The sequence below is a fragment of the Agromyces capsici genome (genome assembly GCF_058349965.1).
This window is the reverse complement of sequence record NZ_JBYRET010000001.1, coordinates 428,136-447,952: the sequence shown is the minus strand read 5'-3', so window position 1 is coordinate 447,952 and position 19,817 is coordinate 428,136. Positions and strand designations below refer to the sequence as shown.

Genomic DNA, 19,817 nt, shown 5'->3' with positions numbered 1-19,817 from the left:
GAGAACCGTGGCGAGCACGGCGCCGCGAACGCGAACACCACCGAAACCGATCGAAGGAGATCCAGTGGGTCCGAACGTTCGACGTGGCCGCGCGCGGCCACTCATCGCGGGGATCACCGGCGCGGCGCTCGCCGCCGGCGCCGTCCTCGCCACCGCACCGGCCGCCGCGGCAGAGGGCGAGGTCGACCTGAGCTTCGACTTCGGCGGGCCGACGACACCGGTGGCGGCCGGATGGCTCGGGGTCAACCCGGGCACCGCGTATGACGCCACCCGTGGCTACGGCTTCACGACCGCGCCCGCCTCCAACGGCTTCCGCGACCGAGGCGGCGACGACCTCCTCAGGCGCGACTTCACGATCGCGAACAACCAGGCCTTCGCGGTCGACGTGCCGAACGGCACGTACGAGGTCACGACCTGGGCGGGCGACCTCATCGCCGGCAACACCACCAGCCTCGACGTCGAGGGCACGGCCTTCGCGGGCCCCCGCACCAGCACGGGCGTCGTCCACGAGCAGTACTTCCCGGCGATCCCGGTCGCCGACGGGCAGCTCAACGTGCGCGTCACCGGCGGCGACGGCCGCATCAACGGCATCCGCGTCCAGACCCCGCTGGCCGCGCCATCCGGTCTCGCGGCGACCGACATCGACGCCGACGGCGACCTCTCCGTGACGCTCGGCTGGCAGGCGGTGCCGGATGCCACGGCCTACGCCGTGTACCGGGCGACCCCGGGCGGCGAGCTCGCCGAGATCGCCCGAGTGTCCGACGGCTCCGCCATCGCGTTCACCGACACGACCGTCGCGCTCGGCGAGACGTACGAGTACGCCGTCGCCACCGTGAAGGGCGAGCGCCTCTCGCGGCCCGGCGAGCGGATCGAGGCATCCGTCATCGACCCGGAGGTCGCGAAGCCCGCCACGCCGACCGGTATCCGGACGACCGCGATCAGTCGCGACGCCATCACCCTCGCCTGGGACGACCCTGGCGACACCGTGCTCTGGAAGGTCTTCCGCAGCACGCGCGAGGACATCCCCTTCGAGGAGATCGGCACCACGACCGAGCCGGCGTTCACCGACGCCGACGTGCTCACGACGCGCCCCTACCTCTACCGGCTGGTCGCGCTGAACGCGGGCGGCACGTCCGAGACCTCGGCGACCCACGCGACCGAGGTCGCGACGACCCTCGTGCGCCAGGCCGAGTACCTCGACCGCGCGCCGGTCGCGGTGGCGAACGCCGATGGCGGCGTGTACCTCGGATGGCGTCAGCTCGGCCTCGACGCGCGCGACCTCGGCTTCAACGTGTACCGCGACGGCGAGCGGGTCAACGACGAGCCGATCGTCGAGACGACGAACTTCGTCGACGCGGATGGCACGGCCGAATCGACCTACCTCGTCACCGCGATCCAGGGCGAGGGCGAGGCGGCCCGTGAGGTCACCGTCGCCGACGAGTTCGGCGTGTGGAGCGACCAGTTCCTCGACATCCCGCTCGAGAAGCCGGCCGACGCGACCCTCCCCGACGGCAAGACCGTCACCTACTGGCCGGGCGACGGCACGGTCGGCGACGTCGACGGCGACGGCGAGTACGAGCTCGTGTTCCTGTGGAACCCGTCGATCTCGAAGGACAACTCGCAGTCGGGCTACACCGGCTCGGTCTACGCCGAGGCCGTGGAGTTCGACGGCACGAGCCTGTGGCGCATCGACCTCGGCGTGAACATCCGCGCCGGCGCGCACTACACGCAGCTCGAGGTCTTCGACTTCGACGGCGACGGCCGCGCCGAGGTGGCCTTCAAGACGGCGGATGGCACCGTCGACGGCGTCGGGCAGGTCATCGGCGACGCGAGCGCCGACTACCGCAACTCGAGCGGCTACATCCTGAGCGGGCCCGAGTACCTGACCGTCTTCGACGGGCAGACCGGCGCGGCGATCGACACGGTCGACTACACGCCGGGTCGCGGCAACGTCGGCTCGTGGGGCGACACGTACGGCAACCGGGTCGACCGGTTCCTCGCGGGCGTCGCCTACCTCGACGGCGAGCACCCGTCGCTCGTCACGAGCCGCGGCTACTACACGCGCACCGTGATCGTGGCGTGGGACCTCGTCGATGGCGAGCTCGTCGAGCGCTGGACGTTCGACTCGAACGAGGTCGGCTCGACCTACGAGGGCCAGGGCAACCACCAGTTCGTCCCGGCCGACGTCGACCGCGACGGCCTCGACGAGATCGTGTTCGGCGCGATGACCATCGACGACGACGGCACGCCGCTCTACAACACGCGCCTCCACCATGGCGACGCGCTGCACGTCAGCGACTTCCTCACCGACCGCCCCGGCCTCGAGGTGTACGGCGTGCACGAGTCGCCGACCGGCAACGGCGGCATCATCGCCGCGATGCGCGATGCCGAGACCGGCGAGATCGTCTGGTCGAACCCCGGCAACCGCGACACCGGCCGCGGTGCCGCCGCCGACATCGACCCGAACCATCCGGGTGCGGAGGCCTGGAACATCGGCGGCGACTACGCCTGGAACTCGCCGACGGGCACGCTCAACGCGGCATCCGGCGAGGTGCTCTCCACCGACATCCCCGCGGCGAACTTCGTCACCTGGTGGGACGGCGACCTCACCCGCGAGATCACCGACCACGACTACTCGACGGAGACCTCGTCGGGCGTGCCGACGATCTCGAAGTGGGACCCGGCCGCCACCGAGGAGCTCGAGCTGCTGCGCCTCGACGGCACGCGCACCAACAACACCACCAAGGGCAACCCGGTGCTCCAGGCCGACCTGTTCGGCGACTGGCGCGAGGAGCTCGCGGTGCGCCTCGAGGACGGCAGCGGCATCCGCATCTTCACGACGACGGATGTCTCCGACACGCGCATCCCGACCCTGATGCACGATTCGCAGTACCGGGTCGCGGTCGCGGGGCAGAACTCCGCGTACAACCAGCCGCCGCACCCGTCGTACTTCATCGGCGCGGGGATGGCGGAGCCGCCCGTGCCGTCGATCGCGTACCTCGGTGCGCCGTCGGCCGACGAGACGGCACCGGTGGTGTCGGGGCTGCCGTCGGGCACGGTCGCCGACAGCGAGCCGCTGCAGCTCGCGGTCTCCGCGGAAGATGCCGAGAGCGGCATCCGCTCGGTCTCGGTCACCATCGGCGGGATCGCGGTCGAGCCGGATGCCGCGGTCGACCTCGCCGCGCTCGGGCTCGCGGGTGACGTGGCCGCCGAGGTGACCGCGACGAACCACGCCGGGCTGGTCGCGTCGGCCTCGTCGATGCTGCTCGTCGTGCCCGACACGGGTGCGACCTCCGCCCCCGGCCAGGGCGCGCTGTCGAACACCAGCGGGTGGGAGTACGGGCTGCACGACGGCAACTACGACGTGGTCATGAACCTGTGGCACGGCACGCCGGGGAGCATCTTCCGCCTGTACGAGAACGGCGCGCTGGTCGCGACGAAGGTGCTCGGCGACACCGGCGGGCTCTCGCAGACCACCGGGGTGACGTTCGCGGGCAAGCCGAACGGCACGTACGTGTACACGGGCGAGCTGATCAACGCGGTCGGCACGACGGCGACCACGTCGACCACCGTGAAGGTCACCGATGCCGCACCCGGCGTGCCCGTCGTGTCGCACGACAACGCCAACGGGAAGAAGTCGTCGTTCACCGCGACCGCGAACCTGTGGTGGGGCACGAACGCGACCTCGTACCGGTTCGAGCTCGACGGCGTGGTCGTCGGCTCGGGCACGCTCGTCGCGGCGACGCCGGGTGCGCAGTCGGCGTCGGTGCAGTTGACGGATGTCGTGCCGGGCGAGCACACGCTGGTCGCGGTGTTCGCCAATGCGAACGGCGAGACGGCGTCCAAGCCGGTCAAGGTGACCGTGCGCGGGTAGCCCGGGCTGCGCCCGAACGCAGGAGAATCCGGGTCATGGCCGCCCCACGCGGCTCATGACCCGGATTCTCCTGCATCTGTGCGGCCGCGTCGGCGGCCGCGCGTCAGCTCACTCCTCGACGCCCGGTTCGCCGCCCTCGAGGCCGCCGTCGGTCGAGTCGGTCATGGGGTCGTCGTTGCCGGGTGCGCCCGGCACGTCCCCGCCGGATCGCTGGGCGCCGGCGTCCGGCGCGTCCTGGGTGTCGTGCGTCTCGAGGTCGGCGTCGTCGGGCCCGGGCGCTGCTCCACCGGGCATGCTCGCGTCGGTCATGGGTCGCTCCTTCGTGTCACAGTGTCGAGCGGGCGGGCGCCCGCGGCGCCATCCGCTCTGCTCGATCGCCCGCCCGCTCAGGGGACGGAGATCTGCTCGACCGTCTCGGCGGTCTGGTTCGCCGAGAGCTCTCGGGCGACATCGGCCTGGGCGATGATGCCGACGAGGTCGTGGCCGTCGATCACCGGCAGCCGACGGACCTGGTGCTCCTGCATCATCCGCAGGGCCTCGCGGATGTCGTCGTCCGCACCGATCGTCACGGGCTTGCCCTCGGCGAGTTCTCCCGCCGTCACGGTGTTCGGGTCGCCGCCGGCGGCGATGCACTTCACGACGATGTCGCGGTCGGTCAGCATGCCCTTGAGGCGGTCGTCGTCGCCGCAGATCGGCATCGAGCCGACGTCGAGGTCGCGCAGCATCCGTGCCGCCTCGGTGAGGGTCTGGCCCTCCTTCACGCACGTGGGGTCGGGGGTCATGAGGTCGCGTGCGACAGTCATGGGTACCGTCCTTTCTCGCGATCGCCGGTTGCGATCACGCTGGCAGGCTACGCGGGGCGCGCCGGCTTCGCGCGGGGGTTGACGCGGGGTCATCGAGGGGTCGGATGGTTCGCGCCGCCGCTTCGCGCGGAGGGCATCCGGCTGCAGCCGGTCGTGTCAGTCGAGGTGCGCGAACCGCGGCCACGCCTCGCTCCACGGCATCCGCATGCCGGTGCAGACGGTGATCGGCTGCCCCTGCTCCTCGTTGTCGACGCCCAGCCCGTTGTCGAGTTCGTCTGCCACGTCGCACGCGTCGAACATCGGCGCGAGGAACCGCGGGCCGTAGCCGACGAAGACGGCGGCGTCGGCGCCATCCGCTGGGCGATCGCGGTGCCAGAGCTCGTTGTGTCCGCTGAAGACGTCGGCCTCGTCGAGGCGGAGCGCCGGACCGAAGCGATGGATGGCGCCGGCCTCGCCGTAGTTGGCGGTGATGATGGGCGCCCCGGGCACCGCGACCGCGACCTCCGCGATCTGCTGCACGTACGCCGGCCAGCCGATCGTGTCGCGCGCGACCTGGTTGATCGCGGGCAGGGGAGTGGCGCCGACGACCTCGACGGGTACCAGCGGCAGCGCGATGACGGCCGAGATCGCGCCGTTCACGGCGACCGCGGTCCACACCAGCGCGCGCCGGGCACGGGTGCGCATCCACTCGGCGGTCGGCACGCAGCCGATCGCGAGCAGCACCTGCACCACCCCGAGCGGGTAGTAGAACTGCGAACCGCCGACGAGCGTGAACACGAGTACGACGGCGAATGCGCCGATGAGTAGGCGGATGTCGCGCCACCCCGGCCGCCGGAACAGGCTCACGAGGCCCGCCACCCAGACCGGCACGAGCTGGGGCCCGACGAGCAGCAGCAGCATCGGCCACATCAGCCAGCGCACCTCGCCGCCGTTGTTCTCGGAGAGGGCGGCACCCATCGCGAGCTGCGGCCAGCCGTTGGTCGACTGGTACACGATGCCCGGCAGCGCGAGCACCAGGGCGATCAGGATGCCGCCCCACAGCCAGCGCGAGCGGAACGCGCGCCACGGGCCGAACACGAGCAGCCCCACGCCGAGCCCCGCGAGCAGCACCGCGATGAGCAGCTTGTTGGTGCTCGCGAGCCCCGCGACGAGTCCGGCGGCGAGCCACCAGCGGCCGTCGGCACGAAGCAGCGCGCGGATCGCGAACAGGCACACGAGCGGCCAGGCCACGAGGTCGAGCGATGCCGTGAGCAGCACGTGCCCGAAGATCATCGGGAACGCCGCCGCGGCGGCGGTCCACGCCGCGAGAGCCTGCGCGCGACGCGCCCCGCCGACCTCGCGCGCGATGAGCGCGGCCACGAGCACTGCGGCGACCGCCGCGAGGATCGCGGGCACCCGGAGGAACCACGGCTCGTCGACGATCGACGCGAGCGCCCGCGCGATCAACGGCGTGAGCGGCGGCTGGTCGACGTACCCCCACGCCGGCTCGAGCATGCGGAAGTACAGCTCGTCGCGGTGGTAGCCGTAGGCGTTGCTCGTGGCCGCGAGCACCACGCCGAGGGCGAGCATCGCGGCCACGACCGGGCCGCGCGCGAGCGGCTCGAGCGAAGCGGGCGCCGACGGCCCGGCGACGTCGCGCGCGGGCACGGCGTGTGCGGGCGCAGAGGACCTCGGCGATGGGCTCGGTGCGGCGGCGGCCGGCGTCATCCGGCCAGAGTAGCGGCGGGCCCCGACCTCGGCGGGGCCGCGCGCTCGGCGAGACGCATCGATGCGCACGCAGCGGGGGAAAGGTATCCGCGGGATACCTTTCCCCCGCCTCGTGAGGAGCAACGGTGTCGCGGCCGCCGGGACCGACCGACCGGGCGCCGCGTGCCCGCTACCTCAGCGGCCTGAGCTTCTGCACCGCCTTCTCGACGAGCTTGGCAGCCTCCTTCACGTCGGCGACGGTCGCGCGCGAACCCGCGAGCACGACCTCGCCGATCGCGACGGCCTCGTCGAGCGCGTCCACCGACGTGGACGTGGAGAGCGAACGATCGATGGATGCCGCGTCCGCGAGCGCCGTAGACAGGCGCACCGTGTCGACCGGTTCGCCTCCGGTCACGGCCACGAGCCGGACGTCGTCGAACACGCCCCACGCGCCCGCCGACAGCACGAACGACGCGGACACCTCCACGACCCCGTCCGCCCCGACGGTCACGGGGACGGTCGTGGTGTGGAACTCGTTCCACGCTGTGAACGACAGCGGAGCGCTGGCCGAGCCGCCGGCCTCGGTGGTCGCGGTGAGAATGCGCGAGTCGCCCGAGGGGGAGCCCGTGCCCTGCGTCGTCGCCCGCAGTTCGTAGGTGCCCACGGGCACGCCGGTCAGGGTCTGCGTCGCCGACGCCTGATAGGCGGTGCCGCTCCAGAACGTGACGGCGTGGTCGCCGTCCGACGCGTCGCCGGTCTGCGTGCGCGCGGCCGGTCCGGTGAGCGTCCAGGCGCTCAGGTCGGGCGACTCGAACGAGCCGTTCCGCACCAGGTTCTCGGCGAGCACCGTCACGGACGCCACGACGTCGAGTCCGGTCGCCGTGCGTCCCGGGATCGAGTACGAGCCGGGTCCGCGGATCCAGTCGACCGCGCCCGACCACGTCACGGCCTGCTGCTCGACCGTCGCGTCGTTCCAGGTGACGGCCACCGTCGCGGGCAGCTCGATCGGCGCGCCATCCGGAACCGACAGCGACGGCTGCTCGACCGACACGACCTCGAGCGGCGCGACCGCTCCCGTGCGCACATACTCGAACGTCCGGAGCGACTCGAGCGGGGTGCCGTCCCACGCGAAGAGCGACTGGTTGTCCCACGCCGAGCCGCCGTACCACTCGCCGACGTGCACCGGGTCGTAGTCGGACGCGGCCGACGTCGCCCAGCCCGAGCCGTCGCGCTCCCACAGCAGGCGGTTGGCGTCGTACTCCGACGGCGGGCCGACGGGCAGCCACGCCGGCTCCCAGTAGTACACGCCGATGCCGGCATCGCCGACCGCCGAGACCGCGGCGATCACGTCGCGGAGCTGCGTCGCCTGGCCCTGCACGCTCGCGGGATACGTGTCGCCGATCGTGCCCGACCCGATCACGTTCGAGTACCCGTCGCCGTCGTCGAGCGTGTGGGCCCACGACGTCTCGGCGACCATGACCTGCTTGCCGTACGTCGTCGCGATCTGCGACAGCACCGACGTCAGGTTCTCGGTCGTGCCGTGCCAGTACGGGTAGTACGAGCTCGCGAACACGTCGTAGTCGACGCCGAACTGCGCGAGGCCCGCGGCGTAGGTCGCATAGCGGCCGGATGTCTCGGGGTTGGTGAAGTGCACCGCGACGAGCGCGTCGGGCAGCACCTCGCGCACGGCCGACGTGCCCGCCTGCAGCAGCGACGCGAACGGCGCGTCGATCTCACGGCCGGCGCGCGTGTAGCCCGCGATGCCGGTGTTCGTCTCGTTGCCGACCTGCACCAGGTCGACGTCGACGCCCGCATCTTCGAACCGCTGCAGCGCGTCGACCGTGAAGTCGTGCAGCGCGGTCGCCGTGTCGGCCGGGGAGAGCCCCGCCCACGCCTTCGGCGCGAGCTGGCGGGCCGGGTCGGCCCAGAAGTCGCTGTAGTGGAAGTCGACCAGCACGCCCAGCCCGGCCGCGGTCGCGCGCTCGCCGATCTCGACCGCGCGGTCGACGTCGACGTTGCCGCCGCCGTACCCCCGGCCGGCCTCGTCGAACGGGTCGTTCCAGACTCGGATGCGCACCGAGTTCACGCCGTGGTCGGCGAGCACCTCGAACAGGTCGGATGCCGCGCCCGACGCGTCGCGGAACACCACGCCGCTCTCCTCGAGCGACAGCACGGTCGAGACATCCACGCCGTTCACGAAGTCGGGGGAGAGCCCCTCGACCCGGTTCACGAAGATGCCTGCGTCGACCGGGCCGTCGCCGGGTTCGGCGGCCGATGCCGCTCCGGCGCCCGCCGGCACCGCGACCGCGAGCGCCGCCGCCAGCGCGGCCGCGCTCGTCATCCTTCGTCGGATCCCCATGATCCACTTCCTCTCGATAGGGCAGCCCGCGGAAGGAGTGGATCCGCGACGCTGCGGTGGGGTGGTGCTGGTCGATCCGGAGAGCGTTCGCAGGATGAGACGAGTCAGGGGCGCGGTAGCGCCGGTCTGGCGCGGCTCGTCCTGCGAACTCGGTCCGGATGGCGCGGGGTGTTCAGCCGTCGGACGGGACCGGCGCGGTCAGGCGGATGACGCGGACGCCGCCCGCCGGCACGCGCGCCGCGCCATCCGTCGGCTCGCCGGTCGCGACATCCGTGCCGGGCGCCTCGATGAGCACGTCGGCGTCGGCGTGGTTGATCGCGACGAGGAACCGAGTCCCATCGGACGCGACGCGGATGACCCGCTCGAGCCCGGTCGGCGGCGGCACGACCTCGAGGCCCGCGTCGGCGAGCACGTCGTCGACGAACGCGCCGAGGTCGGCGCCGTCGAGCTTCGTCGACACGTACCAGGCCGCGCCGTCGCCGAGCGCGTTCCGCGTGATCGCGGGCAGCCCGGCCGCGGGGCCGTCGATGTAGTGCTCGACCGCCTCGGCGCCCTCGAGCACGATCTCGTCGGTCCACACCGTGCCCGATGAGCCGCCCGTCACGGCGACGCGGCCGCCCTCGCGCAGCGGCTGGAACTCCTCGATCGACAGCCCGAGCACGTCGCGAAGCCGCCCCGGGAACGGCCCGGCCGGCACGGCGTCGTGCTCGTCGACGATGCCCGAGAAGTACGACACCGCGAGCGTGCCGCCCCCCTCGACGTACGCGCGCAGGTTCGCGGACGATGCCTCGTCGAGCAGGTAGAGCGACGGCGCGAACACCGCGGCGTACCCCGACAGGTCGTGCGACGGGTGCACGAAGTCGACCGTCACGCCGAGCTTCCACAGCTCGGCGTAGAACGCCTCGAGGCGCTCGCGGTGCGACACGTCGACCGACGGGCGCCACTCGAGATCCTGCGCCCAGAACGACTCGGTGCTCCAGACGACGGCGACGGATGCCTCGACCCGGCTGCCGCGCAGCTCGGACACGCCGCCGACCAGCTCGCCGAGGCCGACCACCTCGCGCCACACGCGCGACGAGCGCCCCGCGTGGGGCAGCATCGCGGAGTGGAACTTCTCCGCGCCGAACCGGCTCGCGCGAAACTGGAAGAACAGGATGCCGTCGGCGCCGCGCGCGAGGTGCGACATCGAGTTGCGCGCCAGCTCGCCCGGGCGCTTGGCGACGTTGCGCGGCTGCCAGTTCACCGCCGAGGTCGAGTGCTCCATGAGCACCCAGGGCTTGCCGCCCGCGAGCGAGCGCGTGAAATCGGCGTCCATCGCGAGCATCACGTGCGCGTCGAGGCGCGATGCCGTGAGGTAGTGGTCGTTCGAGACGAGGTCGACCTCGCGGGCCCACTTCCAGTAGTCGACCGACGGGCAGCTGGTGGCCATGAAGTTCGTCGTGATCGGCTGCGACGCGTGGCGGCGGATCGCGTCGCGCTCGAGGATGAAGCACTCCAGCAGTGCGTCGGAGGAGAAGCGCGCGTAGTCGAGTCGGTGCGCCGGGTTCGAGACGCTCGCCGACGTGCGCGGTGCGTCGACCTCGTCGAACGAGCCGTACACCTGGCCCCAGAAGGTGGTGCCCCAGGCCCGGTTGAGCGCGTCGATCGAGCCGTACCGGGCGGCGAGCCAGCGCCGGAAGTTGAGCACGGATGCCTCGTCGTAGCTGTCGGACACCGGAGCGCCGTACTCGTTGTGCACGTGCCACATCACGACCGCCGGGTGGTGCGCGTACCGCTCGGCGAGCTTCTCCGCGATCGCCGACGCCGCCCGCCGGTACTCGGGCGAGCTCGGCGAGACGATGCCACGCGAGCCGAACCCGAGCGGCAGGCCGTCACGCGTCACGGGCCGCGCGTGCGGATAGGTCACCCAGAACCACGCGGGCGGCACGGTCGTCGGGGTGCCGAGGTCGACGTCGATGCCGGCACCCGCGAGCAGGTCGAGCACCTCGTCGAGCAACGAGAAATCGTACTCGCCCTCGCGCGGCTCGAGCAGCGCCCACGAGAAGATGCCGACCGACACGAGGTTCACGCCAGCCTCGCGCATGAGCTCGATGTCTTCGAGCCAGGTCTCGCGATCCCACTGCTCGGGGTTGTAGTCGCCGCCGAAGCGGATGGCCGAGGTGCCGGGGATCCAGCCGCTGCGGGCGGATGACTCGGGGACGGCGGACGGCGTGGAGACGACCGGGGCGGTCGGCGCGGGGTGCGAGGGCATGGAGCGATCTCCCTTGATGACTGTGTGCGCTCACAGTTCTAGCACACACCGAGCGCGGCGCGACATCCGTCTTCTCATGAGTTGACACGAAAGCTGGCGTGTGTATTACTGGGATCGCTCACAGGCACACCGTCGTCCGCTCCGGTCGCGCGGGAGCCAGGGGCATCCCGCGATCACAGCTTCCACAGCTTTCGACAAGGAGGACGAATGCGTGCAGCATTCCGCACCGGCGCCATCGCGACGGTGACCGCCGCGGCCCTCGTACTGACCGGCTGCGCCGCCGACGGCGCATCGGAGGGTACGGCCGACGACCCGATCGAGCTCACCTACTGGGCCTGGGCGCCCAACCTCGACCAGGTCGTCGACCTCTGGAACGAGGAGCACCCCGAGATCCAGGTGACCGTCAACAAGCAGGACGGCGGCGACCCGGCCATCACCAAGCTGCTCACGGCCATCAAGGCCGGCAGCGGTGCGCCCGACCTGATCCAGGCCGAGTACCAGAAGATCCCCACGCTCGTCGCATCGGACGCGCTCGCCGACCTCGCAGACACGGTCGACGGCGACCTCGCCGGGCAGTTCCCCGCCGGCGTCTGGGACTCGGTCACGCTCGGCGGCGACGCGGTCTACGCGATCCCGCAGGACACCGGCCCCATGATGTTCTACTACCGCGCCGACATCTTCGAGGCCAACGGCCTCACCGTGCCGACCACGTGGGACGAGTACGCCGAGACCGCCCGCGCGCTCCACACCGCCGACCCGTCGAAGTACCTCGGCACGTTCTCGGCCAACGACGCCGGCTGGTTCGCGGGTCTCGCGCAGCAGGCGAACGCCGAGTGGTGGTCGATCGACGGCGAGGCCTGGGGCGTCGGCATCGACGAGGAGCCCACGCAGCAGGTCGCCGAGTACTGGGGCGGCCTCGTCGAGGAGGGCGTCATCGACAACAAGCCCATGTACACGCCCGAGTGGAACGCCGGCCTGAACGACGGCACGCAGGCCGGCTGGCTCGGCGCCGTGTGGGGCCCGGGCGTGCTGAGCGGCAACGCCGCCGACACCGCCGGCCTCTGGGAGGCCGCGCCGCTGCCCACGTGGGACGGCGAGGCGTCGAACGGCAACTGGGGCGGCTCCTCGACCGCGGTCACCACGCAGTCGAAGCACGTCGAGGCCGCGACCGAGTTCGCGACCTGGCTGAACACCGACCCCGAGGCGGTGCAGGCCCTCGTCGAGACCGCCGGCATCTACCCGGCGGCGACGGATGCCGCGGCATCCGCCCTCACCGAGGCGCCCGAGTTCTTCAGCAACCAGCCCGACTTCTACGACGTCGCCGCCGAGGCCGCCGCCGCGGTCGCGCCGTTCCAGTACGGACCGAACGTGAACGTCGCGTTCAGCGCCTACAACGACGAGTTCGCCAAGGCCGCCGAGGCGAAGTCCGCCGCGGCGTTCCTCGAGGCCGTCGCCGCCATGCAGTCGGTCACCGTCGACGACCTGGAGTCGAGCGGCTTCACGGTCGCGAAGTAGTCGCTTGTGAGGGTTGAGGAGCGAGCGAAGCGAGCGTCTCGAAACCCGTCTCCCACGTCGGGGTTTCGAGACGGCCGCGAGCGGCCTCCTCAACCCTCACAGCCGAGAACCGAAGGATCACCAATGACCGCCACCGCCGCCGCCCGCCCCGCGGGATCCGCTCGCCCGAAGGGCCGCCGCAACCTCACCCCGTGGGCGATGCTCACGCCGGCCATCGTGCTGTTCACCCTGTTCATGGCCGCGCCCATCGTCTACACGGTGATCCTCTCCTTCCAGAAGGAGGTCGTGACGGGCCTCGGCCTCGGCTCGGGCTCGCGCAGCCGCGAGTTCGCCGGCCTCGACAACTACGTCGCGTCGCTCACGAGCCCCGAGTTCCTCGCGAGCGTGGGTCGCGTGCTCGTGTACGGGCTCATCCTCGTGCCCACGATGCTCGGCCTCGCGCTGCTGTTCGCGCTGCTGCTCGACGCGCGGCGCACCGGCGCGAAGGGCTTCTCGCGCGTGTCGATCTTCCTGCCCTACGCGGTGCCTGCGGTCATCTCGTCGCTGCTGTGGGGCTTCCTCTACCTGCCCGCGGTCAGCCCGTTCTACTGGATCTTCGAGCAGCTCGGATGGGACGTGCCATCCCTGCTCTCACCGGGCCTCGTGATCTTCGCCATCGCGAACATCGGCCTCTGGGGCGGCGTCGGCTTCAACATGATCGTGATGTACACGTCGTTGAAGGCGGTGCCGCAGGAGATCTACGAGGCCGCCCGCATCGACGGCGCCTCCGAGGCGCAGATCGCGTGGCGCATCAAGATCCCGATCATCATGCCGGCGCTCATCATGACCGCGCTGTTCTCGATGATCGCGACGCTGCAGGTGTTCGCCGAGCCGACCACGCTGCGTCCGCTCACCAACAGCCTGTCGACGACGTGGTCGCCGCTCATGCTCGTGTACCGCGACGCGTTCACGCGCGACGACATCTACTCGGCCGCCGCCACGTCGGTCATCATCGCGGCCGCGACGTTCGCGCTCTCGTTCCTGTTCCTCCGCGTCGTGCAGCGACGCGCCTTCGGTCAGGAGGACTGACCCATGCCCGCCACCGGAGACACCCTCACCATCGAGACCCGGGCGGCCGTGCTGCCCGAGGTCGCGACATCCGCCGACGGCCGTCGCACCGGCCGTGGCCGTGCGCGGCGCGACCGCGACATCCGCCGCGCCCCCGCATCGAAGGGCGACCAGCGGATGCCGCTGGCCCTCGGCTCCACCGCGGTGCTGCTGCTCGGCGCGCTGTACTGCCTGCTCCCGGTCGCCTGGGTGCTCATCGCGTCGACCAAGGACGCGGCCGAGCTGTTCTCGACGTTCACGTTCGCGCCCTCGACCCACCTGTGGGACAACATCGTCGAGCTCACCGCCTACCGCGACGGCCTCTACTGGCGGTGGATGCTGAACACCGCGATCTACGCCGGCGTCGGCGCGGTCGTGTCGACCTACGTGTCGGCGATCTCGGGCTACGCGCTCGCGAAGTACACGTTCGCGGGCAAGGGCGTCGTGTTCAAGATCCTGCTCATGGGCGTGCTCGTCCCGGGCGTCATCCTCGCCATCCCGCAGTACCTGCTGCTCGCGCAGGCCGGACTCACGAACACGTACTGGTCGGTGCTGCTGCCGCAGCTCATCAGCCCGTACGGCATCTACCTCGCGCGGATCTACGCTGCGGCGGCCGTGCCGACCGACGTGGTCGAGTCGGCCCGCACCGAGGGCGCGCGGGAGCTGTACATCTTCCACCGCATCGCGCTGCCGATGATGGGGCCGGGGCTCGTGACGATCTTCCTCTTCCAGTTCGTCGCCGTCTGGAACAACTTCATGCTGCCGTACATCATGCTCGGCAACGACGAGCTGTTCCCGATCACGGTCGGCCTGCACGGCCTGCTCAACCAGGGCGCGTCGCTGCCCGCGATGTACACGCTGGTCATCACGGGCGCGCTGCTGTCGGTCGTGCCGCTCATCGCGCTGTTCCTCGTGCTGCAGCGGTACTGGCGGGTCGACCTCGCCGCGGGCGCCGTGAAGGCGTGAGCCGCGCCCGTCCCTCCTACACTGGCCACGTGACCGAGCACGCCCCGCGCAAGCGGCCCACGATCGAGGATGTCGCCCGCGAGTCGGGCGTCTCCCGGGGGACCGTGTCGCGCGTGCTCAACGGCGGGCACTGGGTGAGCGACGAGGCGCGCGTCGCCGTCGAACGCGCGATCAAGAAGACCGGGTACCGGATCAACCCGCACGCGCGGAACCTCGCGACCGCGCGCGCGAACTCGATCGCGTTCCTGCTCACCGAGTCGCAGGACCGGCTGTTCGAGGACCCGAACTTCTCGACGCTCATGCGCGGCGCCGCCGACGCGCTCGCGGAACGCGACATCCCGCTCGTGCTGCTCATGGCCGGGTCCGACGACGAGCAGCGCCGCGCGACCGACTTCATCATGGCCGGACACGTCGACGGCGCGCTGCTCGTGTCGTCGCACCGCGGACGCGAGGGGTTCCTGAAGACGCTCGTCGAGGCCGAGGTGCCGGTGATCTCGTGCGGGATCCCGCTCGGGTACGAGCGGCGCATCGGCTACGTCGCGGCCGACGACCTCGACGGCGCGCGCGACATCGTGGCGTACCTGCGGGATGTCGCGGGCAGGTCGCGGATCGCGACGATCACCGGTCCGCAGGACACGTCGGGCGGACTCGGGCGGTTCGACGGGTACCGGGCCGAGCTCGGCGACGCGTACGACGAGCGGCTCGTGGAGGCGGGGGACTACTCGCGCGCGTCGGGGGTGCGGGCGATGGAGGAGCTGCTCGCGCGGGCGCCCGACCTCGATGCGGTGTTCGTCGCGAACGACGTGATGGCCGCGGGGGCGCTCGACGTGCTGCGGGCCGCCGGGCGGTCGGTGCCGGCGGAGGTCGCGGTGGCCGGGTTCGACGACGCGCCCATCGCGACACGCGTCGACCCGCCGCTCACCACGATGCGGCAGCCGTTCGAGCGCATCGCGCACGAGATGGTGCGGATGCTGCTCGACGTCATCGAGGGGCGGCCGGCGGCGCGGATGACGCTGCCGACCGAGCTCGTCCGGCGCGCGTCCGCGTAGTTCCGCGGCCCGCTCCGTGGGCTGCGCGCCCACGCACGGCGCGGCCGCGGCGACGGCGGCCCGGCATAGAGTGGCGCACATGGACGAGTCGGCCGCCCTCGACGTCACCGCGGCGCGCGCCGTCGAGACGGGCGACCGCGACCGGCTGCTCTGGACCGACGCCGACCGCGAGTGGGCGAGCCGCGCGGCGGCGACCATCGTGGGGCAGCGCGCGAGCCCCGAGGAGTTCCTTGCCAGGCGGGCCGGGCTCGTGCTCGAGCGCATCGGGACGCGCCAGCCGTCCGTGACGCGGGCGGTGCGCGCCATCCGGTGGCGCCCCTGGGTCGGCGTCGTCGTGATCGTCGCCGCGTTCGCCCTCGGCGTGCTCGTCGACCGCATCGGCGGCGGCTCGAGCATCAACCTGCTCGCGCCGCCCGTGTTCGCACTCGTGGCGTGGAACCTCGTCGCGTACGTGTGGCTGCTCGCGCGCCCGATCGTGCTGCGCGGCGGGCGCCTCGGCCCGATCCGCGGCCTGCTCGTCAGGCTCGCGGCCGTGCGCGGCGGGGTCGGCGAGGGGCGAGCGGATGGCGCGACCGCCGCCCGGCGCACCGTGCTCGCCGCACTGCCCGCCGAATGGGCGCGCACCGCCGCGCCGCTCTACGGTGCGCGCGCCGCGCGCGTGCTGCACCTCGCGGCGGCGGCCACGGCGCTCGGGGTGATCGTCGGCCTCTACACGCGCGGCCTCGCGTTCGAGTACCGCGCCTCGTGGGAGAGCACGTTCCTCGGGGCCGAGCAGGTGCACGCGCTGCTCGCCGTCACGTTCGCGTCCGGCTCCTGGCTCACCGGCATCCCGGTGCCCGATGTCGCGGCGATCGAGGCGATCCGCGCGCCGGCGAGCGAGAACGCCGCGACCTGGCTGCATCTCATGGCCGGCACCGTCGCCGTCGTCGTGATCGTGCCCCGGCTCGTGCTCGCGCTCGCGGCCGGCCTCGTCGAACGGCGCCGGCGGGCCCGCGTCGCGGTGCCGCTCGACGACCCGTACTTCCGTCGCCTCGTGGCCGGATGGGTCGGCGAGGCGACGCGCGTGCGCGTCATCCCGTACAGCTACACCCTCACGATCGAGGCGCGCATCGGGCTCGACGCGCTGCTCGCGCGGGCGTTCGGCAACGCGTCCGTCACGGTCGACGAGCCGGTGCCGTGGGGCGACGACGACGCGCTCGAGTGGTTCGCGGATGGCGCGGGCGCCCGCGGCGCCGCGGGCGCCGGCGCGAGTGGCGAGATCCGCATCCCGCTGTTCGGTCTCGCGGCCACCCCCGAGGAGGACGCGCACGGTGCGCTCCTCCGCGCGCTCGCGCGCACCGCGCCATCCGGGGCCGCGATCGTCGACGAGTCCGCGTTCCTGGCGCGATGGACCGGCGACGAGCCGCGGCGCGCCGACCGACGTGCGTCGTGGCGCGACCTGATCGAGGCGCACGGGCGCGTCGCGGTGTTCGTCGATCTCGGCGCGGCCGAGCAGGCGGAGGCCGCGGCAGAGCTCGCGGACGCGACATCCGCCCTGGATCGGGGCAGGCCGACCGGCGGGAGGGGCCGGTGAGCCACCGCGCCGACGTGGCCGGCCTCGACGCGGGCGCCGTCTCGCTCTCGCTCATCTCGCACACCAACGCGGGCAAGACCACGCTCGCGCGCACGCTGCTCGGCCGCGACGTCGGCGAGGTGCGCGACGCGCCGCACGTCACCGTCGAGGCGACGCCGTACCCGCTCGTGCGCACCCGCGAGGGCGACCTGCTCACCCTGTGGGACACGGCGGGCTTCGGCGACAGCGTTCGCCTCGCGCGGCGGCTTCGGCAGGCGGGAAACCCCATCGGCTGGTTCCTCGGGCAGGTCTGGGACCGATACCAGGACCGCGCGCTCTGGCTCAGCCAGCTCGCGGTGCGCAACGTCGCCGAGCAGGCCGACGTGGTGCTCTACCTCGTGAACGCGGCCGAGCAGCCCGCCGACGCCGGCTACCTCGCGCCCGAGCTCGAGGTGCTCGAGTGGATCGGCACGCCCGTGCTCGTGCTGCTCAACCAGACCGGGCCGCCCCGCGACCGCGCGGCCGAGGAGGCCGACGCCGCGCGCTGGCGTGACGCGCTCGCCGACGCGCCGCACGTGCGCGGCGTGCTCACCCTCGACGCGTTCGCACGCTGCTGGGTGCAGGAGTTCGCACTCTTCCGTGCGGTCGAACCGCTCGTCGCCGTCGACGACCGTCGCGCGTTCGCGCGGCTCGCCGACGAGTGGCGTGCGCGCCGCATGCAGCAGTTCGACGCCGCCGTCACCGCGCTCGCGGGGCCGATCGCACGAGCCGCCTGCGATCGTGCGACACTGCCCGCCGAACCGCTGGCGACCCGCATCGGCGGCTCGCTCGGCCTGCCCAACCCGGCGCGATCGCAGGCGCGGGCGGATGCTGCGGAGCAGATGGCCGCGCGGCTGCAGGGCGACCTCCGCGACAGCACGGACCGGCTCATCGCGATCCACGACCTCGAGGGACGCGCCGCCGACGAGGTGCTCGAACGCGTCGCCGACGACGTGCACGTCGAGGCGCCGCTCGACGAGGGCCGAACGGCCGCCGTGTCGGGCGTGGTCTCCGGCGCGCTCACCGGCCTCGGCGCCGACCTCGCCGCAGGCGGGCTCACGTTCGGCGCGGGCATGGTCGCGGGCGCCATCATCGGCGCCCTCGGCGGCGCGGGCGTCGCCCGCGGCGTCAACGTGGTCCGCGGCCGGAGCGACGCGACCCTGCGCTGGGAGGAGGCGTTCCTCGACGGGCTCGTGACCTCGGCGTTGCTCCGTTACCTCGCGATCGCGCACTACGGCCGGGGGCGCGGCGCATGGACGCAGGGTGAGTACGCCCCGACCTGGCGCCCGATGGTGGTCGACGTGGTGGTCGCGAACCAGGAGCAGCTCGCCGCGATCTGGGCTCGGCGCGCCGAGGGTGAGGAGGCCGTGCAGCGCGACCTCGAGCCGGTACTCGAACGGATGGCGGTGGAGTTGCTCGATCGTCTCTATCCTGGGGCGCTCGGCGCGACATCCGTGCCCGCGACGAACGATCGCCCGTAGAGCGCCTCCGCGTTCCGCCACGCCATCAACTCGGCGCCGCGGATCGCCTCGTCGACCGGCCAGTCGTGTTCGGCGACGTACGTCGAGAGGACGCGCGTCGTGGCATCCCGCCAGGCGCGAGCGCCGACGAGCGCGCGCTCGGGCACGCCCCACGCGTCGGTCGAGAAGAGCACCTTCGAGAAGGGTGCGAGGTCGAGGGTCTCGCGAACGAGGGTGTCGGCGTTCGCGCCGACCTGGCCGATCGCGAGACCCGCATCGAGGTGCACGTGCGGATACAGGTGCGCGAGCACGCCCGCCTCTCGGACGAACGGGTAGCAGTGCAGCAGGGCGATGCGCCCGCCGGTACCGCGGGTCGCCGCGATGAACGGCTGCAGGAGGAAGGGGTCGGCCCGGTCGAAGCGGAGGTCGCCGTCGCCGAAGCCGACGTGCACCTGCAGCACCGAGCCCTGCTCGAGCGCCCACCACGCGAGGTGGCGGATGATCGTCGGGTCGTCCAGGCGCGGGCGATCGTCGCCGCGCCGGGACGCGCCGAACCACGTGTCGGCCGCGCGAGCGAGATCGGCGGCCGACGGCTTGGCGGGGTCGAGCGCGAGACCGGTGCGGTAGGCGGCGACCGTCTTGAACCCGACCGCGCGCCGGGACGCACGCGTGAGCGCCGCGTCGAGGCGGTCGAGGAAGTCGGTGCCGGATGTCGCGTCGGAGATCGCCCGCTCGGCCAGTGTCTCGAGCCGGACGATCGGGAACGACCGGGCGTCGGCGAGTCGCATCATCCGCTCGTCGGGAAGCAGCCGTTCGGGAGCGTGCCCGTCGTCGATCAGGTATGTCGTGATGCCCGACGCACGGAGGAGCCGGCGCGTGGACTCGTCGAACCCGAGCGACGCCCGTGCGGCGAGGTAGGCCGCGCCATCCGCGAAGGGCTCGAGGCCCAGCACCGGTGCGCATTGTCGACGCACCGCGAAGCCGAACTGGCTGTCGAAGACGTCGGCCGGATCGGGCACGTGGTCGGCCTGCACGAAAGCGTTCAGCAGATCGGCGTCGGTGAGCGGCTCGCGCAGCATGCCGTGCACGTGGTGGTCGACGAGCGGCATCCGCTCGATCGCGTCGGCGAGACGCTCGTCGGCGTGCGCGTCCATGCGGTGACCTCCCCGTTCGACTC

At 72.3% G+C, this 19,817-nt stretch carries 13 protein-coding genes; 7 read left to right on the top strand and 6 right to left on the bottom strand.

Features of this window, described 5'->3' with window-relative positions:
• Positions 1-64: 64 nt before the first annotated feature.
• Entirely contained in the window at positions 65-3,874 is a 3,810-nt protein-coding gene (locus AC3RKB_RS02215) for a rhamnogalacturonan lyase family protein (RefSeq protein WP_491434343.1), read from the top strand.
• Positions 3,875-3,982: 108 nt separating this feature from the next.
• Here AC3RKB_RS02215 and AC3RKB_RS02210 read toward each other — a convergent pair whose 3' ends face one another.
• The 5 genes from AC3RKB_RS02210 to AC3RKB_RS02190 all read right to left on the bottom strand — a co-directional run bounded on the left by AC3RKB_RS02210 (position 3,983) and on the right by AC3RKB_RS02190 (position 10,973).
• The gene (locus AC3RKB_RS02210) at positions 3,983-4,183 is read right to left on the bottom strand and encodes a hypothetical protein (protein ID WP_491434342.1); all 201 of its coding nucleotides are present in this window, start codon (positions 4,181-4,183) and stop codon (positions 3,983-3,985) included.
• 77 nt (positions 4,184-4,260) lie between these two features.
• Positions 4,261-4,677 (bottom strand): CBS domain-containing protein, encoded by a 417-nt coding sequence (locus tag AC3RKB_RS02205; RefSeq protein ID WP_491434341.1) that lies wholly within the window; start codon positions 4,675-4,677, stop codon positions 4,261-4,263.
• A 156-nt stretch (positions 4,678-4,833) separates the two neighbouring features.
• On the bottom strand, positions 4,834-6,324 hold the full coding sequence (locus AC3RKB_RS02200; RefSeq protein WP_491434340.1) for a glycosyltransferase family 39 protein: 1,491 nt from the start codon (positions 6,322-6,324) through the stop codon (positions 4,834-4,836).
• A gap of 229 nt (positions 6,325-6,553) precedes the next feature.
• Entirely contained in the window at positions 6,554-8,722 is a 2,169-nt protein-coding gene (locus AC3RKB_RS02195; RefSeq protein WP_491434339.1) for a glycosyl hydrolase 53 family protein, read from the bottom strand.
• A gap of 172 nt (positions 8,723-8,894) precedes the next feature.
• On the bottom strand, positions 8,895-10,973 hold the full coding sequence (locus AC3RKB_RS02190; protein ID WP_491434338.1) for a beta-galactosidase: 2,079 nt from the start codon (positions 10,971-10,973) through the stop codon (positions 8,895-8,897).
• 207 nt (positions 10,974-11,180) lie between these two features.
• On the opposite strand from AC3RKB_RS02190, the gene AC3RKB_RS02185 reads away from it, so the two are divergent.
• From AC3RKB_RS02185 to AC3RKB_RS02160, 6 genes are all read left to right on the top strand, one after another.
• Complete coding sequence (locus tag AC3RKB_RS02185) at positions 11,181-12,488, top strand: ABC transporter substrate-binding protein (protein ID WP_491434337.1); 1,308 nt, start codon at positions 11,181-11,183, stop codon at positions 12,486-12,488.
• 123 nt (positions 12,489-12,611) lie between these two features.
• Positions 12,612-13,556, top strand: coding sequence for a carbohydrate ABC transporter permease (locus AC3RKB_RS02180; protein WP_491434336.1), 945 nt, complete (start codon positions 12,612-12,614; stop codon positions 13,554-13,556).
• Between the two features lie 156 nt (positions 13,557-13,712).
• A complete protein-coding gene (locus AC3RKB_RS02175; RefSeq protein ID WP_491436733.1) occupies positions 13,713-14,540 on the top strand; it encodes a carbohydrate ABC transporter permease in 828 nt (275 codons plus the stop codon).
• A 29-nt stretch (positions 14,541-14,569) separates the two neighbouring features.
• Positions 14,570-15,589 carry a LacI family DNA-binding transcriptional regulator gene (locus AC3RKB_RS02170; RefSeq protein ID WP_491434335.1) on the top strand — a complete coding sequence of 340 codons (1,020 nt, stop codon included), beginning with the start codon at positions 14,570-14,572 and terminating at the stop codon, positions 15,587-15,589.
• A 79-nt stretch (positions 15,590-15,668) separates the two neighbouring features.
• A complete protein-coding gene (locus AC3RKB_RS02165; protein ID WP_491434334.1) occupies positions 15,669-17,162 on the top strand; it encodes a DUF2868 domain-containing protein in 1,494 nt (497 codons plus the stop codon).
• On the top strand, positions 17,159-18,661 hold the full coding sequence (locus AC3RKB_RS02160; RefSeq protein ID WP_491434333.1) for a DUF3482 domain-containing protein: 1,503 nt from the start codon (positions 17,159-17,161) through the stop codon (positions 18,659-18,661). The genes AC3RKB_RS02165 and AC3RKB_RS02160 overlap by 4 nt, the downstream gene beginning before the upstream one ends.
• On the opposite strand, the gene AC3RKB_RS02155 is transcribed toward AC3RKB_RS02160, so the two are convergent.
• Complete coding sequence (locus AC3RKB_RS02155; RefSeq protein WP_491434332.1) at positions 18,607-19,794, bottom strand: amidohydrolase family protein; 1,188 nt, start codon at positions 19,792-19,794, stop codon at positions 18,607-18,609. The two genes, AC3RKB_RS02160 and AC3RKB_RS02155, sit on opposite strands and share 55 nt — an antisense overlap.
• Positions 19,795-19,817 lie beyond the last annotated feature (23 nt).

Coding starts and splice junctions, on each gene's coding strand:
- AC3RKB_RS02180 (WP_491434336.1), top strand. CDS start 12,612: ATGACCGCCACCGCCGCCGCCCGCCCCGCGGGATCCGCTCGCCCGAAG.
- AC3RKB_RS02190 (WP_491434338.1), bottom strand. CDS start 10,973: ATGCCCTCGCACCCCGCGCCGACCGCCCCGGTCGTCTCCACGCCGTCC.
- AC3RKB_RS02205 (WP_491434341.1), bottom strand. CDS start 4,677: ATGACTGTCGCACGCGACCTCATGACCCCCGACCCCACGTGCGTGAAG.
- AC3RKB_RS02175 (WP_491436733.1), top strand. CDS start 13,713: ATGCCGCTGGCCCTCGGCTCCACCGCGGTGCTGCTGCTCGGCGCGCTG.
- AC3RKB_RS02210 (WP_491434342.1), bottom strand. CDS start 4,183: ATGACCGACGCGAGCATGCCCGGTGGAGCAGCGCCCGGGCCCGACGAC.
- AC3RKB_RS02165 (WP_491434334.1), top strand. CDS start 15,669: ATGGACGAGTCGGCCGCCCTCGACGTCACCGCGGCGCGCGCCGTCGAG.
- AC3RKB_RS02195 (WP_491434339.1), bottom strand. CDS start 8,722: ATGGGGATCCGACGAAGGATGACGAGCGCGGCCGCGCTGGCGGCGGCG.
- AC3RKB_RS02155 (WP_491434332.1), bottom strand. CDS start 19,794: ATGGACGCGCACGCCGACGAGCGTCTCGCCGACGCGATCGAGCGGATG.
- AC3RKB_RS02185 (WP_491434337.1), top strand. CDS start 11,181: ATGCGTGCAGCATTCCGCACCGGCGCCATCGCGACGGTGACCGCCGCG.